At 68.8% G+C, this 15,221-nt stretch carries 12 protein-coding genes; 4 read left to right on the plus strand and 8 right to left on the minus strand.

What is annotated here, in order from left to right; all coding sequences use genetic code 11:
* Positions 1–41: 41 nt before the first annotated feature.
* The 4 genes from MU852_RS05360 (at position 42) to MU852_RS05375 (ending at position 7,101) form a co-directional block, all read left to right on the plus strand.
* The gene (locus MU852_RS05360; RefSeq protein ID WP_249751325.1) at positions 42–2,105 is read left to right on the plus strand and encodes a glycoside hydrolase family 97 protein; all 2,064 of its coding nucleotides are present in this window, start codon (positions 42–44) and stop codon (positions 2,103–2,105) included.
* A 148-nt stretch (positions 2,106–2,253) separates the two neighbouring features.
* The gene (locus tag MU852_RS05365; RefSeq protein ID WP_249751326.1) at positions 2,254–3,786 is read left to right on the plus strand and encodes an MFS transporter; all 1,533 of its coding nucleotides are present in this window, start codon (positions 2,254–2,256) and stop codon (positions 3,784–3,786) included.
* Positions 3,783–4,736, plus strand: coding sequence for an alpha/beta hydrolase (locus MU852_RS05370; protein ID WP_249751327.1), 954 nt, complete (start codon positions 3,783–3,785; stop codon positions 4,734–4,736). Before MU852_RS05365 ends, MU852_RS05370 begins: the two co-directional genes overlap by 4 nt.
* Positions 4,729–7,101 carry a glucan 1,4-alpha-glucosidase gene (locus tag MU852_RS05375; protein ID WP_249751328.1) on the plus strand — a complete coding sequence of 791 codons (2,373 nt, stop codon included), beginning with the start codon at positions 4,729–4,731 and terminating at the stop codon, positions 7,099–7,101. Before MU852_RS05370 ends, MU852_RS05375 begins: the two co-directional genes overlap by 8 nt.
* 58 nt (positions 7,102–7,159) lie before the next feature.
* On the opposite strand, the gene MU852_RS05380 is transcribed toward MU852_RS05375, so the two are convergent.
* From MU852_RS05380 to MU852_RS05415, 8 genes are all read right to left on the minus strand, one after another.
* Entirely contained in the window at positions 7,160–7,852 is a 693-nt protein-coding gene (locus tag MU852_RS05380) for a TorF family putative porin (RefSeq protein WP_249751329.1), read from the minus strand.
* 93 nt (positions 7,853–7,945) lie between these two features.
* Positions 7,946–9,292 (minus strand): ammonium transporter, encoded by a 1,347-nt coding sequence (locus MU852_RS05385; protein ID WP_283843796.1) that lies wholly within the window; start codon positions 9,290–9,292, stop codon positions 7,946–7,948.
* Between the two features lie 216 nt (positions 9,293–9,508).
* The gene (gene leuB / locus MU852_RS05390; RefSeq protein WP_249751330.1) at positions 9,509–10,615 is read right to left on the minus strand and encodes a 3-isopropylmalate dehydrogenase; all 1,107 of its coding nucleotides are present in this window, start codon (positions 10,613–10,615) and stop codon (positions 9,509–9,511) included.
* Positions 10,615–11,199: a 3-isopropylmalate dehydratase small subunit gene (gene leuD / locus MU852_RS05395; protein ID WP_249751331.1), complete on the minus strand. Its 585-nt coding sequence runs from the start codon at positions 11,197–11,199 to the stop codon at positions 10,615–10,617. Before leuD ends, leuB begins: the two co-directional genes overlap by 1 nt.
* On the minus strand, positions 11,192–12,598 hold the full coding sequence (gene leuC / locus MU852_RS05400) for a 3-isopropylmalate dehydratase large subunit (protein WP_249751332.1): 1,407 nt from the start codon (positions 12,596–12,598) through the stop codon (positions 11,192–11,194). The genes leuD and leuC overlap by 8 nt, the downstream gene beginning before the upstream one ends.
* 181 nt (positions 12,599–12,779) lie before the next feature.
* Positions 12,780–13,739: a branched-chain amino acid transaminase gene (locus tag MU852_RS05405; RefSeq protein WP_249751333.1), complete on the minus strand. Its 960-nt coding sequence runs from the start codon at positions 13,737–13,739 to the stop codon at positions 12,780–12,782.
* Positions 13,723–14,970: a 2-isopropylmalate synthase gene (locus tag MU852_RS05410; RefSeq protein ID WP_249751334.1), complete on the minus strand. Its 1,248-nt coding sequence runs from the start codon at positions 14,968–14,970 to the stop codon at positions 13,723–13,725. Before MU852_RS05410 ends, MU852_RS05405 begins: the two co-directional genes overlap by 17 nt.
* On the minus strand, positions 14,970–15,221 hold the full coding sequence (locus MU852_RS05415; RefSeq protein WP_249751335.1) for an ACT domain-containing protein: 252 nt from the start codon (positions 15,219–15,221) through the stop codon (positions 14,970–14,972). The genes MU852_RS05410 and MU852_RS05415 overlap by 1 nt, the downstream gene beginning before the upstream one ends.

Raw genomic sequence — 15,221 nt, forward strand, 5'->3', positions numbered from 1 at the left:
GTTCGCGACGGTTGGCAAGAGGCGGCGTAACGGAGATTCCCATGATGAAGCGCAGATCCTTCCTGGCCCTTGGCGGCGTCTCGATCCTGGCCTTCGGCGCCACCGGCGTCCGGGCCCAGACCACGCCCGCCCACGCCCGCGCCAGCTCGCCCGGCGGGATGCTGACGGTCGAGGCCTTCACCGACAACGACGGCCGCCCGATGTATTCGGTGATGCGCCAGGGCCGTCCGGTCGTCGCGCCGTCCAAGCTGGGCTTCCTGTTGACCGACGCCCCCGCCATCGAGCGCGGCCTGGCGATCACCGCCGGCCAGCCGGTCACGGTGGACGAGACCTGGGAGCAGCCCTGGGGCGAGCGCCGCGTCATCCGCAACCACTACAACGAATGGCGCGTGACCTATGCCGAGGCCGGCGGCCTGCAGCGCCGCGTGGACGTGGTCTTCCGCCTTTATGACGACGGCCTGGGCTTCCGCTATGAATTCCCGGACCAGCCGGCGTTGAAGACCGTCCGCATCGGTTCCGAGATCACCGAGTTCAACCTGGCCGAAAACGGCGAGGCCCTGTGGTGTCCGGCCTGGGAGTGGAACCGCGAGGAATACCTCTACAACCGCACGCCGGTCGACGCGATCGGCAGCGCCCAGACCCCGATGACGGTCAAGGGCCGGTCCGGCCTGCACGTCTCGATCCACGAGGCCGCCTGCGTCGACTACGCCGGCATGAACCTGCGCCGGTCGGAGGGCACGAACTTCCGCGCCCAGCTGACGCCCGGCCTGACCAATGCGGCCGTGGTTCGCCAGGCGCCGTTCAACACCCCGTGGCGCACGCTGCAGATCGCCGACACCGGCGCGGGCCTGATCGATTCCAGCCTGATCCTGAACCTGAACGAGCCCAACAAGCTGGGCGACGTGTCTTGGTTCAAGCCGATGAAATACGTCGGCGTCTGGTGGGAGATGCACCTGGAGTTGAAGACCTGGGGTTCCGGCCCCAAGCACGGCGCCACCACCGAGAACACGATCAAGCACATCGACTTCGCGGCCGAGCACGGCTTCGGCGGGGTGCTGGTGGAAGGCTGGAACAAGGGCTGGGACGGCCAGTGGTTCGCCAACGGCGCGGACTTCAGCTTCACCGAACCCTATCCCGACTTCGACATCGAGGCGGTCTGCGCCCACGCCCGCGCCAAGGGCGTGCAGCTGATCGGCCACCACGAGACCGGCGGCAACGCCTTCCACTACGAGCAGCAGCTGGAACCGGCGATGGCGCTGTACGAGCGGCTGGGCGTCCATTCGGTGAAGACCGGCTATGTCGCGGACGCGCAGGGCGCCCGTGTCGCCGGGCCCGACGGCCGGATGGTCATGGCCTGGCACGAGAGCCAGGCGATGGCCCAGCACCACATGAAGGTCGTCGAGGTCGGCGCCCGGCACAAGGTGGCGATCAACGCCCACGAGCCGTTCAAGGACACGGGCCTGCGCCGGACCTATCCGAACATCATCAGCCGCGAGGGGCAGCGCGGCATGGAATATTCGGCCTGGGGCAATCCGTCGAACCCGCCCGAGCACGTCCCGAACCTGGTCTTCACCCGCCTGCTGGCCGGGCCGATGGACTACACGCCCGGCATCTTCGGCATGGAGACGCGCAGTCCGCAGGGCATCCAGACGACCTGGGCCAAGCAGCTGGCCTATTACGTCGTCATCTACAGCCCGATCCAGATGGCCGCCGACCTGCTGGTCAACTACGAGGCCAATCCCGGCCCGTTCCAGTTCATCAAGGACGTGCCGGTGGACTGGGAAGAGAGCCGCACCCTGGCCGCCGAGATGGGCGACTACGTCGTCATCGCCCGCAAGGAACGCGGCTCGGACATCTGGGCCCTGGGCGCCATCACCGACGAGAACCCCCGCGTCCTGACGGCGGACCTGGACTTCCTGGACGCCGGCCGCCGCTACCGCGCCGAAATCTACCGCGACGGCCCGGACGCCGACTACAAGGGCAAGCGCGAGGACATCGTCATCGAACAGCGCGAAGTCACCTCGGCTGACACGCTCACCCTGGCCCTGGCCCCCGGCGGCGGCCAGGCCATCCGCTTCGTGCCGGTGGGGCGTCGCCGTCGATGAACCGCCTCCTCCGTCATTCCAGGGCTTTGCGCAGCGAAGAACCCGGCACCCAGAACTGCGTCCCTGATGGGAGGGACAGAGTGGTGATGTCCTCCTGGCTTCCGGGTTCGGGCTTCGCCCGCCCCGGAATGACGAGGGTCATTTCGGCATGAGCAGCGCGACGCCCGAACTGATCCACGCCCATCGCCCGCGCCTGTCCGGCCTGGCGATCTGGAACATGTGCGTCGGCTTCTTCGGCATTCAGATCGGCTTCGGCCTGCAGAACGCCAACACCAGCCGCATCTTCCAGACCCTGGGCGCCGAGGTCGACGCGCTGGCGATCCTGTGGATCGCCGCGCCCCTGACGGGCCTGCTGGTCCAGCCGATCATCGGCCATTTCAGCGACCGGACATGGACGCGGTTCGGGCGTCGCCGCCCCTATTTCATGGTCGGAGCGATCCTGACCACCCTGGCGCTGATCGCCATGCCCAACAGCCCCAGCCTGTGGTTCGCCGCGGCCATGCTGTGGATCATGGACGCCTCGATCAACATCACCATGGAGCCGTTCCGCGCCTTCGTCGGCGACAACCTGCCGGAGGAACAGCGCACCGCCGGCTATGCGATGCAGAGCTTCTTCATCGGCGCGGGGGCGGTGTTCGCCTCGGTCCTGCCGTGGCTGCTGTCGAACGTCTTCGGGGTGGTCTCCACGGCCGAGGCGGGCGTCGTGCCGCTGTCGGTCAAGATCGCCTTCTACGTCGGGGCGATCGGCCTGTTCGCCGCCGTGCTGTGGACGGTGCTGAGCACGCGGGAATACAGCCCCGAACAGATCGCCGCCTTCGAGCGCGCCCGCCTTGGCGGCGCCGCGCCCGTCGACGATGTCGCCGAACCGCCCGCCAAGTCGGTGCGCGGCTGGCTGGGCGCGGGCCTGGGCTGCGCCGTCGCCGGCCTGCTGGGTTTCGTCCTGATCGGCGCGCTGGATCTGGAGAAGGAGCTGCTGATCCTGGCCGGCTTCGTCGCCGGCTTCGGCCTGCTGATGATCGCGGTCGGCATGATGCAGCGGCGCGGCATGACCAACGCCGCCACCGAGATCCTGAACGACATCTTCCGCATGCCGGCGACCATGCGCGGCCTGGCCGTGGTCCAGTTCTTCAGCTGGTTCGCCCTGTTCGCGATGTGGATCTACGCCACCGCCGCCGTGACCAGCGTCCATTACGGAACCACCGACACCACTTCGGCCGCCTATGCCGAGGGCGCGGACTGGGTCGGGGTGCTGATGGGCGTCTATAACGGCGTCGCGGCGCTGGCCGCCTTCGCCCTGCCGGTCGTCGCCAAACGCATCGGCCGAAAGGCGACCCACGCGGTCATGCTGCTGCTGGGGGCCGTCGGCCTGTTCGGCGTCTTCGCCATTCGCGATCCGGGCCTGCTGTGGCTGCCGATGATCGGCGTCGGCTTCGCCTGGGCCTCGATCGTCTCCATGCCCTACGCCATCCTGTCGGCGGCGGTGCCGGACCGGAAGATGGGCGTCTATATGGGCGTCTTCAACATCTTCATCGTCGTGCCCCAGCTGCTGGCGGCGACCGTCCTGGGCCTGATCCTGCGCAGCCTGTTCGACGGCCAGGCCATCTGGGCCCTGGTGCTGGGCGCCGTCTCCTTCGTGTTGGCCGCCATCAGCGCGCTTCTGGTCAGGGAGCACCGCGCATGAACCGCCGCACCCTGCTGGCCCTGACCGCCGCCCTGCCCTTCGCCGGCGCGGCGCGGGCCGAGACGCCGACGGCCGGCCGGCTGGTGCTGCACGAGGCGATGGCCTCCGCACACGCCAAGGCCCGCAACGTCTCGGTCTGGCTGCCGCCCGGCTACGATGCGTCCGACGACCGCTATCCCGTGCTCTACATGCACGACGGCCAGAACCTGTTCGACGCGGCGACCGCCAACTTCGGCGAATGGGGCGTGGACGAGCATCTGGACCGGCTGATCGCCGGCGGCCAGGTGCGCGCCCCCATCGTCGTCGGCGTCTGGAACACCGACCTGCGCCTGCGCGAATACCTGCCCAGCGACCTGATCGCGGCCCTGCCCGCCGACATGCGCGACGAGGTCCAGGCCATCTACGGCGGCCCGCCGCTGTCGGACGGCTATCTGCGCTTCCTGACCGACGAGCTGAAACCCTTCGTCGACCGGACCTATCGCACCCTGACCGGACCGCAGGACACGACGATCAGCGGCTCCAGCATGGGCGGGCTGATCTCGATGCAGGCGGTGATGAAGCGGCCCGACGTCTTCTCGGCCGCCGCCTGCCTGTCGACCCACTGGCCGCTGAAGGTCCAGGGACTGGAGCCCGGCCCGGCGCTGGACGCCTGGCGCGAACGGCTGGTCACGGCCTGGACCGGCGTCATCGCCGCCGGCCTGCCGCCCGCCGGCGCGCACCGCTTCTACTTCGATCGCGGCGACGAGACGCTGGATCAGTTCTACGGCCAGTTCCAGACGCGGATCGACCGCGTCTTCCGCGACGCCGGCTATGGCCCGGGCCGCTTCCAGAGCCTGCTGTTCCCCGGCGCCCAGCACAATGAAGCCTCGTGGAACGGCCGGCTGGACGTGCCGCTGACCTTCCTTCTTTCCCCCGCCCCACGCAAACCTCGTGAGGACCTGCATGCGTAATCTCAAGACTTTCTGCCTGGCCGGCGCCGCCGGACTGGCCCTCGCCTCGGCCGCCGCGGCCCAATCGGGCGTCGCCCCGGGCGCGCCGGGCGACGCGCCCGTCTGGTCCAGCGCCGCCAAGACCGGCGCAGGATCGTCCTACGAAGCCTATGTCGACGGCCAGTACCGCGACGGCGGCCCGACCGGCGCGGTGTCCAAGGTCTGGTATTCCATCGCCGACGGCGTCCTGACCGAGACCATGTACGGCCTGATCCACGAGGCGCAGATCAAGGCGCTGCGCTTCGCCCTGGTCACGCCGGAAGGCCTGTCGCTGGAAGGCGACGACACCACCGCCCGCACCGAATACATCGACGTCGACGATCAGGGCCGCCCGCTGGCCCCGGCCTATCGGATCACCACCCGCGACACGTCCGGCCGCTACGAGATCGTCAAGCGCATCTACAGCGACCCGGACCGCAACGCCCTGGTCCTGCGCGTCGAGATCAAGGCGCTCAGCGGCGAGATCACCCCCTATCTGCTGCTGGAGCCGCACATCGCCAACACCGGCGTGGACGACCAGGGCCGCGTCACGCGCGACGCCTTCCACGCCTGGGAGGGCGACACGCACCTTGTCCTGAAGCCGTCCGACGCCTTCGAGGCGGCCAGCGTCGGCTTCGTCGGCGTCTCGGACGGCCTGACCGACCTGCGCGACGGCAAGCTGGACTGGACCTACGCCTCCACCGGCGACGCGACCGGAAACACCCTGATGACCGGCGCCTTGCCGACGCTGCGCATGGGCCAGACCCTGACGCGCGACTTCGTCATCGGCTTCGGCGACAGCGCCGAGGCGGCCCAGGCGGCGGCGGACGGATCGTTCCAGACCGGCCTGGACGAGGTTCTGGCCCGCTTCGTCGGCGAAGGCGACCGCGTGGGCTGGCGCGACTACGTGGCCTCGCTGACCGAACTGCCGCGCATTGCGCAGCAGGCGACCGACGGCGGCAAGCTGGCCTACGCCTCGGCCCTGATGCTGAAGGTTCAGGAGGATCGCACCCACGCCGGCGCCCTGATCGCCAGCCTGTCGAACCCGTGGGGCGACACGGTCGACGCCTCCAAGTCCTCGACCGGCTACAAGGCCGTCTGGCCGCGCGACTTCTACCAGGTGGCCATGGCCCTGGCGGCGCTGGGCGACAGGGAGACGCCGCTGGCGGCCTTCAACTATCTGCCCCAGGTGCAGGTGGGCGCGGACACGCCGGGCAACACCGGCGTCGGCGGCTGGTTCCTGCAGAAGACCCATGTCGACGGCGAACTGGAATGGGTCGCGGTCCAGCTGGACCAGACGGCCATGCCGATCATGCTGGGCTATCGCCTGTGGAAGCTGGGCTGGCTGTCGGACGCCGAGATGGCCGACCACTTCCGGTCCATGCTGAAGCCGGCCGCCGACTTCCTGGTCGACGGCGGCAAGGTGGGTCTGCTCTGGAACGACGCCGAGATCAGGCCGCCCTTCACCCAGCAGGAACGCTGGGAGGAGCAGCAGGGCTATTCCCCCTCCACCACCGCCGCCGTGGTCGCGGGCCTGACCGTCGCCGCCGAGATGGCGCGGGCCGCGGGCGACGCTGCCGATGCGAACCGCTACCAGGCCGCCGCCGACGACTACGCCGCCAAGATCGAAGCGCGGATGTTCACCACCAACGGCGACTTCGGCGACGGGCGCTATTTCATCCGCATCACCCAGAACGAGAACCCGAACGACAAGGCCGCCATCGGCGCCGCCAACGGCCAGATCGCCCCGCAGGAGGACCGCGTCGTCGACGGCGGCTTCCTGGAACTGGTGCGCTATGGGGTCCGCAAGGCCGACGACCCCCACATCGTCGAGACCCTGCCCGTCTATGACGACCAGAGCCTCGAAGACCTGTACCGCGTCCGCTACGACTTCGGCCCCGAGGGCGACACCACGCCCGGCTGGCGCCGCTATGGCGTCGACGGCTATGGCGAGGACTGGCGGACCGGGGCCAACTACGGCGTCGGCGGCGAGATGAGCCCCGGCCAGCGCGGCCGCGTCTGGCCCTTCTTCACCGGCGAGCGCGGTCACTATGAGCTGGCGCGCGCCAGCGTGAACGGAACCCCTTCGCAATCCGATATCGACGCCATCCGCCAGACCTATGTGCGCGGCATGGAGCGGTTCGCCAACGACGGCCTGATGCTGTCGGAGCAGGTGTGGGACGGCGTCGGAAACCCGACCGAGAACGACTACGTGCTGGGCCAGAACAACGACTCGGCCACGCCCCTGGCCTGGACCCATGCGGAGTATCTGAAGCTGCTTCGGTCGCTGGCCGACGGCAAGGTCTGGGACCGCTACAAGGCGGTCGAGGATCGCTACGCCCGGTAACGACAAGGGCCCCGGAGATCGCTCTCCGGGGCCCCTTTCGATCCGACGGGATCGGTCGTCAGAAGACGACCTTCAGGCCGCCGACGATGCGGTCCTCATAGGCTGCGACGCCGTCCACGTCCGTGTCGTGATAGCGGACGTCGATCGCCAGATTGTCCGTCAGGGCGTAGGTCGCCCCGATGTTCCAGGTCACATAGTCGTCCGACACGTCCAGCGTCTGCTGGCCCACCGCGCCCGAGACCGTCAGCTTGTCCATCGGCGCGAAGCTGCCGTTGACCTCGTAATAGGTCGCGGTCTCGTCCACGCCGAAGAAGTCCGGTGAATAATAGACCGCCGCGCCGACGCTGGCGGGACCGACCGCGCGCGACGCCGCCAGCTTGAACTCGGTGTAGCTGTAGTCGGCGGCGCCCGGCTCGTTGACGTAGGCGTAGTAGATGACGCCGCCGTCCAGGGCGAAGCCGCCCGCCTCGCCCCGGAAGCCGCCGTAGACGTCGACCTCGGCGTCGGTGTCGTCGAAGAAGTCGACGTTGGAGCCCCAGACGCCGGCGTAGAAGCCGCCGGCGGTGAGGTCGATACCGCCCTGGATGGCCGGCTCCTCGTCGGTCTGGCTGGCGCCGCGGAAGACATAGTCGCTGACCACGCCGACGTTGAAGGCGACATCCACGTCCGTCTGGGCCGAGGCCGGCGCCGCCAGCGAGACCAGGCCGGCGGCGATCGCCAGGGCGGCCATGCGGAACTTAGCTACGCTCATTACAGAATCCCCTTGTTTATGATTGTTGTCGAGAGAGCCCGCGCGTGGCGGGATCCGGGACGCGGGGAGAGCCGCGCCCCGGGATTGAGGGCGTCAGACGCTCTCCAGCGCCTCGCCGTGCAGCGAGGTGTCAAGGCCGGCGGTCTCTTCCGCCTCGCTGACGCGCAGGCCGGTGGTGAACTTGCAGATGAACAGGATCACCAGGGTGCCCACGGCGCTGTAGATGATGGTGCCGATCAGGCCATAGGCCTGGGCGCCGATGTTGGCGCCTTCCGACAGGCTGTTGATCGCGGTCGAGGCGAACACGCCGGTCAGCAGGGCGCCGATCAGGCCGCCCGCGCCGTGGATGCCGAAGGCGTCCAGCGAGTCGTCGTAGCGCAGCAGCTTCTTGATCCACACCGACGAGGCGTAGCAGACCGGGCCGGCGATCAGGCCGATGATGACCGCGCCCTTCGGATCGACGAAGCCGGCGGCCGGGGTGATGGCGACCAGGCCCGCCACCACGCCCGACAGCATGCCGATCAGCGAGACCTTCTTCTTCTCGATGTATTCGACGACCTTCCAGGTCAGGGCGGCGGCCGCGGCGGCCAGGATGGTGTTCAGCAGCGCCACGCCCATCAGGTCGTTGGCGGCGCCGGCCGAGCCCGCGTTGAAGCCGATCCAGCCGACCAGCAGCAACGAGGCTCCGATCATGGTCAGGACCGGGTTGTGCGCCAGGATCGGCTCGACCCCGTAGCCCTTGCGGCGGCCCAGGAAGATCGCGCAGACCAGACCCGCGACGCCCGAGTTGACGTGAACGACCGCACCGCCGGCGAAGTCCAGCACGCCGGCCGAACCCAGGAAGCCGCCGCCCCAGACCCAGTGGCAGATCGGCGCATAGACCAGCAGCGACCAGAGCGCCGTGAACAGCAGCAGCGCCGAATACTTCATCCGCTCGGCGAAGGCGCCGGTGACTAGGGCCGGGGTGATGATGGCGAAAGTCATCTGGAAGGAGATGAACAGGAACTCGGGGATTCCCGGCAGCAGGCCGTTGGCCGTCTGCAGCGACACATTGTTCAGGAACAGCATGTCCAGGCTGCCGATGAAGGGCTGAAGCCCCTCCGACGGATTGGCGCCGAAGGCCAGGCTGTAGCCGGCGATGAACCACACCAGCGACACCACGGCGAAGACGCCGACGGACTGGGTGATGGTGGCGATCACGTTCTTGCGCCGCACCATGCCGCCGTAGAACAGCGCCAGGCCCGGCAGGGTCATCAGCAGCACCAACGCCGTGGACGTGCCCAGCCAGGCGGTGCCCGCGCCGTCCAGCTCAAGCGCCGCCTGGTGGCCCAGCAGAGCCGGCGCGGCGTCCTGGGCGGCGGCCGCTCCCGCGCCGAAGAGACAAAGTGTGGGAAGAAGGAGCCCCGCGGCCCCGAGGAGTCGATTTCCGACCTGCGACATAAGCTAGTACCCCCTATGCAATCTCGCAGATGCGAACTTTTACCGCATTCGCGAAACGCGCAAGAGGCTTGACCGTGAACGGTGCAACTTTCTTGCAACGTTCACGGCTCAAAAGTTAAAGCCGGAATAATGTTTGCGCGAAAAGGGGATTTGGCCGAAAGGCCTTCCCTGCGGATCGGCGTTCCGCGAAAGGATATTCAGCGCCTGAATCGGGCGTCAGGCCCAGTGCATCTGCACCCGGTGCGCCGCTGCCCAGTGGATGGCGCGGATGGCGTCGATGACGGCCTCGGTCGCCGCGCGGGTTCCCAGTTCGCCGCCCAGGTCGGCCGTGACCGCGCCCGCCGCCAGGACCGCCGCGACGGCCGCCTCGATGGAATCCGCCTCGTCTTCCAGCTTCAGGCTGTGACGCAACAGCAGGGCCGCCGACAGGATGGTCCCGACCGGATTGGCCAGATCCTGGCCCGCGATGTCCGGCGCCGAGCCGTGGATCGGCTCGAACAGGCCCGGGCCCTCCGCGCCCAGCGAGGCGGAAGGCAGCAGGCCGATGGAGCCGCCCAGCACCGAAATCTCGTCGGACAGGATGTCGCCGAACATGTTTTCGGTCAGGATGACGTCGTATTCGCGGGGCTTGCGGATCAGGTGCATCGCCATGGAATCGACCAGGGCGTGCTCCAGCTGGATTTCGGGGAATTCCTCGGCGTGGATGCGGGTCACCACCTCGCGCCACAGACGGCTGGTCTCCATCACATTGGCCTTGTCGACGGACGTGACCTTGCCGCGCCGCTGGCGGGCGGTGTGGAAGGCGGCGCGGGCGACGCGCTCGATCTCGACCACCGTATATTCGCACAGGTCGGTCGCGCCCTTGTCGTCGCGGGTCTTCTCACCGAAATAGACGCCGCCCGTCAGTTCGCGGAAGACGATCAGATCGACGCCCTCGACGATCTCCTTCTTCAGCGGCGACCGATGCGCCAGCACCGGCGAGACCTGCAGCGGCCGCAGGTTGGCGAACAGGCCCATGGCCTTGCGGATCGCCAGCAGCCCCTGTTCGGGCCGCGCCTTGCCGCCGTCCCACTTCGGCCCGCCCACCGCGCCCAGCAGCACCGCGTCGGCGGCCACGCAGGCCGCCCGCGTCGCCTCAGGCAGGGGCTCGCCCGTCTCGTCGATGGCGGCGCCGCCGATCAGGTGTTCGGTGAACTGGAAGTCGTGCCCGTAGAAGTCGCCGATGACCGACAGGACATCGCGCGCGGCGCGCGTCACCTCGGGCCCGACCCCGTCGCCGGGCAGCAGGACGATGGTGTAGGTCTTGGGGGCGGCGTGGGGCATCAGACGGTCTCTCTCGATCGCTCGAAGGCTTCGATCTCGGGCAGGTTTGATTGCAGCCAGCCCAGGGTGTCCACCCCGTCCAGCAGGCATTGGCGGGCGAAGGATTCGACCCCGAACGGCACGGGATGGGCATTGCCCCGCCGGATCTCGTTCGCCTGGAGGTCGATCGTCACCGGCTGGTCCGGCTGCGACGCCAGATCGTCCCACACGGCCTGGCTGACGACGATGGGCAGAAGGCCGTTTTTCAGCGCGTTCGATGTAAAAATGTCAGCGATTTCGGTCGAGATCACCGCCCGAAACCCATAGTCCAGCAACGCCCAGGGTGCGTGCTCGCGCGACGATCCGCAGGCGAAGTTGCGGCCCGCCAGCAGGATGCGGTGCTCCGTCGGGTCGATGCGGTTCAGGATCGCCTCGGGCTTTTCCGATCCGTCCGCCTCGTAGCGCCAGTCGTAGAAGGCGGCCTTGCCCAGCCCCTCGCGCGTCGTCGTGGTCAGGAAGCGCGCGGGAATGATCTGGTCGGTGTCGATATTGGCCTGGCTGAGGGTGACCGTCTTCGACGTCAGGACCTGGAACGGTTCAGACATGCTCCACCTCGCTCAGATAGACGCGCGGATCGGTCAGCACCCCGGCCACCGCCGTCGCCGCCGCCGTCGCCGGGCTGGCCAGGATGGTGCGGGCGTCCTTGCCCTGGCGGCCCTCGAAATTGCGGTTGGAGGTCGACACCGCCAGTTGCCCCGGCGCGACGAAATCGCCGTTCATGGCGATGCACATCGAACAGCCGGGAATGCGCCATTCGGCCCCGGCGGCGATGAAGACCTGGTCCAGCCCTTCCGCCTCGGCGTCGCGACGCACGGCTTCGGAGCCCGGCACCACCAGCATCCGGACGCCCGGCTTGACCTTGCGCCCACGCAGCACCTCGGCGGCGGCGCGCAGATCGGGCAGGCGGCCGTTGGTGCAAGAACCTATGAAGACGACGTCCACCGGCTGGCTGGTCGTCGCCTCGCCTGCGGTGAAGCCCATATAGGCGATGGCCTTGCGGTCGCTGTCCGACTGCGGCTGCGGCACCGGCGAACCGATCGGCGCCCCGGCGTCCGGGGTCGTGCCCCAGGTCGCCATCGGCCGGATGGCCGCGCCGTCGATGACGACCTCCTTGTCGAAGACGGCGCCCGGATCGGTCGCCAGCTTCAGCCATTCGTCCGCGGCCGCCTCATAGTCGGTCGGGACGTGCTTGCGGCCGCGCAGCCAGTCGATGGTGGTCTGGTCCGGGGCGATCATGCCCGCGCGGGCGCCCGCCTCGATGGACATGTTGCACAGGGTCATTCGCCCTTCCATGTCCAGCGACCGCACCGCCTCGCCGGCGTATTCGATGACGTATCCGGTGCCGCCGCCAAAGCCGATGGCGGCGATGACGGCCAGGGCGACGTCCTTGCCCGACACGCCCGGCTGCAGTTCGCCGCCCACCGTCACCCGCATGGCCTTGGCCTTGCGCTGCAGCAGGCACTGGGTCGCCAGCACATGGCCGACTTCCGAGGTGCCGATGCCGAAAGCCAGGGCCCCGAAGGCGCCGTGCGTCGCCGTATGGCTGTCGCCGCAGACCACCGTCATGCCCGGCTGGGTCAGGCCCAGCTCCGGCCCCATGACATGGACTACGCCCCGATCGTCCGAGCCCCAGCCCGCCAAGGGCACGCCGTGGGCGGCGCAGTTCCGCTCCAGCGTATGGACCTGGGCCTCGGCCTGGGCGGTGACATAGGGCTTGGCGCCGTCCGGCCCGGCCGGCAGGGTCGGGGTGGAATGGTCCAGGGTGGCGTAGGTGCGGTCCGGGCGGCGGACCTTCAGCCCGCGCGCCTCGATCTCGCTGAAGGCCTGCGGGCTGGTGACCTCGTGCACCAGATGCAGGTCGATATACAGCACGCCGGGCGTCTCGGCCGTCTCCTGGCGCACGACATGGGCGTCCCAGACCTTGTCGAACAGGGTGCGGGCCATCAGCGATCCTCCCCTGCGAAGCGGGGAGGGGGACCATGCGCAGCATGGTGGTGGGGGCGAACCCGGACTCGGCGCGTGGGGTCGCCCCCTCCACCGTGTAGCCTGTCCTCGGGCTCGCCTCTGGCGAGACCCGGGGGCGGTCCCCCTCCCCCGTTACGCTGCGCTCCTCGGGGAGGATCGTTCACGCATACTCAGGCTCCCGTTTGGTCACCGCCGCGCCGATCGGTTCCAGCCAGCCAAACGCATCCGGGGTTTCGCCGGTGAACAGGCCCCGGAACGCGGCGTTGACCACCCTGGTCACCGGACCCGGCCCGGCGGCCCGGGTCGTGATCCCGTCCACCGAACGCACCGGGGTGATCTCCGCCGCCGTGCCGGTCATGAAGATTTCGTCGGCCAGATACAGGGCCTCGCGCGGCATGGCCTGCTCGACCACCTCAAACCCTTGCGCCTTGGCCAGCTTGATGACGCTGTCGCGGGTGATGCCCATCAGGATGGAGTTGGCCGCCGGCGGCGTCATCACCCGGCCGTCCTTGACCACGAACAGGTTCTCGCCCGCCCCTTCCGACAGACGGCCGTCGACGCCCAGGGCGATGCCCTCGCCGAATCCGCCGACACGGGCCTCGCGCCCGATCAGATAGGACGACAGATAGTTGCCGCCCGCCTTGGCCGCCGAGGGCGTGGTGTTCGGCGCCGTGCGGTTCCAGCTGGACACGCAGGCGTCCACACCCTTCTCCAGCGCCTCCTCGCCCAGATACGCGCCCCACGGGAACGCCGCGATGGCGATGTCCACGTTCATGTTCTGCGGCGCCGGGGTCACGCCCATGCCGCACTGGCCCAGGAAGGCGATGGGCCGGACATAGGCTGAGCGCAGCCCCTCGGAGCGCACCACCGCATGGCAGGCCGCGACCAGCTCGTCCTCGGTGTAGGGCAGCTGGATATGATAGATGCGGGCGCTGTCGAACAGGCGGCGCACGTGCTCGCGCAGGCGAAAGCCGCACGGGCCGTTCGGGGTGTCATAGACGCGGATGCCCTCGAACACCGAGGTGCCGTAGTGGAGCGCGTGGCTCATGACGTGGATCTTGGCGTCGGCCCACGGCGTCAGTTCGCCGTTGATCCAGATGTTCTCAGCCAGCGGCTGCATAGACTTCTTCCTGTTCTGCGGAGACGCCGTCGACCCGGTCGATGATGGCGATCAGTTCCGCATCGTTGATCTCGCCGATCTGGTCGGCGCGCTGCTTGAAGCCGGCGACCACCGCGGCCAGGCGCTCGCCCTCGATGGGACGGCCGATGGTCTCGGCGCGCTTGGCGATGGCGTGGCGGCCCGAGTGCTTGCCCAGCACGAACCAGCTGCCCTCGAAGCCCACGTCCTGGGGGCTCATGATCTCGTAGGTGCGGCTGTCGGCCAGCATGCCGTGCTGGTGGATCCCGGCCTCGTGGGCGAAGGCGTTGATCCCCACCACCGACTTGTTGCGGGCGATGACCGTCTCGGTGATCTCGCACAAGATCTTGGAGGCCCGCACCAGGTGGCGGCTGTCGGCGCCGGTGGTGACGCCATAGCGGTCCTGGCGGACCTTCAGCGCCATGACGACCTCCTCGATCGAGGCGTTGCCGGCCCGCTCGCCGATGCCGTTGATCGCCCCCTCGATCTGCCGCGCCCCGCCCTCGACGGCGGCCAGGGAGTTGGCGACCGCCATGCCCAGGTCGTCGTGGCAATGCGCCGAGAAGATCACCTGCGGATGGCGCCTGTGGATGCGCGCCGCCAGATAGCGATAGCGCTCGCGCACCTCTTCCGGCGTCGCATAGCCGACGGTGTCGGGCACGTTCAGCGTCCGGGCGCCGGCGTCGGCGGCGGCCTCCAGCACGTCGGCCAGGAACTCCGGCTCGGTGCGGAAGGCGTCCTCGGCCGAGAACTCCACGTCGTCGAACAGGCTGGCCGCATATTCCACCGACCGCACGGCCGTGGACAGCACCTCGTTCGTCGACATCTTCAGCTTGGCCGCCCGGTGGATCGGGCTGGTGGCCAGAAAGACGTGGCAGCGGCGGTTGGCCCTCGGCGCCGGTTGCAGGGCGCGGAAGCTGGCGTCGATGTCCTTCTCGTTGGCCCGCGACAGCGAGCAGAAGATCGGCCCCTCCACCTCGCCGGCCACGCGGCGAATGCAGTCCTCGTCACCCGGAGAGGCGGCGGCGAACCCCGCCTCGATGACGTCGACGCCCAGGTCGCGCAGGACCTGGGCCATCTTCACCTTGGCCTGGGCGGACATGGAGAAGCCGGGCGCCTGTTCCCCGTCGCGCATCGTCGTGTCGAAGATGATGACGCGGTTGGGGTCGGCCGCGATCTGTGCGGTGCGCGATACGCCGGATACTCGGTCCATCACGCAGCCTCGGATTGGATAATGTCGTTGCCGATGCGGCGCACGCCGAACAGCCGGTCGATCTGGCGGCCCAGATTGTCCATGCAGCGCCCGGCGTCGCGGCCGCGCACGGTCAGGGCGATTTTACGGAACGACCCTTCGTCGGCCATGTTGATGCCGTCGATGTGGAAGCCCCGGCGCTCCACCAGGCCGATGAGACGCTGAAGCGAACCGTCCGCGCGGTCGATCTGGATGTGGATCGTGTCGCTCAT

The organism is Brevundimonas albigilva (assembly GCF_023503965.1).
GTDB classification, from domain to species: Bacteria; Pseudomonadota; Alphaproteobacteria; order Caulobacterales; family Caulobacteraceae; genus Brevundimonas; species Brevundimonas albigilva.

What these genes read in the sequence shown, in the direction of transcription:
- MU852_RS05385 (WP_283843796.1), bottom strand. Translation starts at nt 9,292, where the DNA reads ATGTCGCAGGTCGGAAATCGACTCCTCGGGGCCGCGGGGCTCCTTCTT.
- MU852_RS05410 (WP_249751334.1), bottom strand. Translation starts at nt 14,970, where the DNA reads ATGGACCGAGTATCCGGCGTATCGCGCACCGCACAGATCGCGGCCGAC.
- MU852_RS05415 (WP_249751335.1), bottom strand. Translation starts at nt 15,221, where the DNA reads ATGAGCGACACGATCCACATCCAGATCGACCGCGCGGACGGTTCGCTT.
- MU852_RS05380 (WP_249751329.1), bottom strand. Translation starts at nt 7,852, where the DNA reads ATGAGCGTAGCTAAGTTCCGCATGGCCGCCCTGGCGATCGCCGCCGGC.
- MU852_RS05375 (WP_249751328.1), top strand. Translation starts at nt 4,729, where the DNA reads ATGCGTAATCTCAAGACTTTCTGCCTGGCCGGCGCCGCCGGACTGGCC.
- MU852_RS05405 (WP_249751333.1), bottom strand. Translation starts at nt 13,739, where the DNA reads ATGCAGCCGCTGGCTGAGAACATCTGGATCAACGGCGAACTGACGCCG.
- MU852_RS05360 (WP_249751325.1), top strand. Translation starts at nt 42, where the DNA reads ATGATGAAGCGCAGATCCTTCCTGGCCCTTGGCGGCGTCTCGATCCTG.
- leuB (WP_249751330.1), bottom strand. Translation starts at nt 10,615, where the DNA reads ATGCCCCACGCCGCCCCCAAGACCTACACCATCGTCCTGCTGCCCGGC.
- leuD (WP_249751331.1), bottom strand. Translation starts at nt 11,199, where the DNA reads ATGTCTGAACCGTTCCAGGTCCTGACGTCGAAGACGGTCACCCTCAGC.
- MU852_RS05365 (WP_249751326.1), top strand. Translation starts at nt 2,254, where the DNA reads ATGAGCAGCGCGACGCCCGAACTGATCCACGCCCATCGCCCGCGCCTG.
- MU852_RS05370 (WP_249751327.1), top strand. Translation starts at nt 3,783, where the DNA reads ATGAACCGCCGCACCCTGCTGGCCCTGACCGCCGCCCTGCCCTTCGCC.
- leuC (WP_249751332.1), bottom strand. Translation starts at nt 12,598, where the DNA reads ATGGCCCGCACCCTGTTCGACAAGGTCTGGGACGCCCATGTCGTGCGC.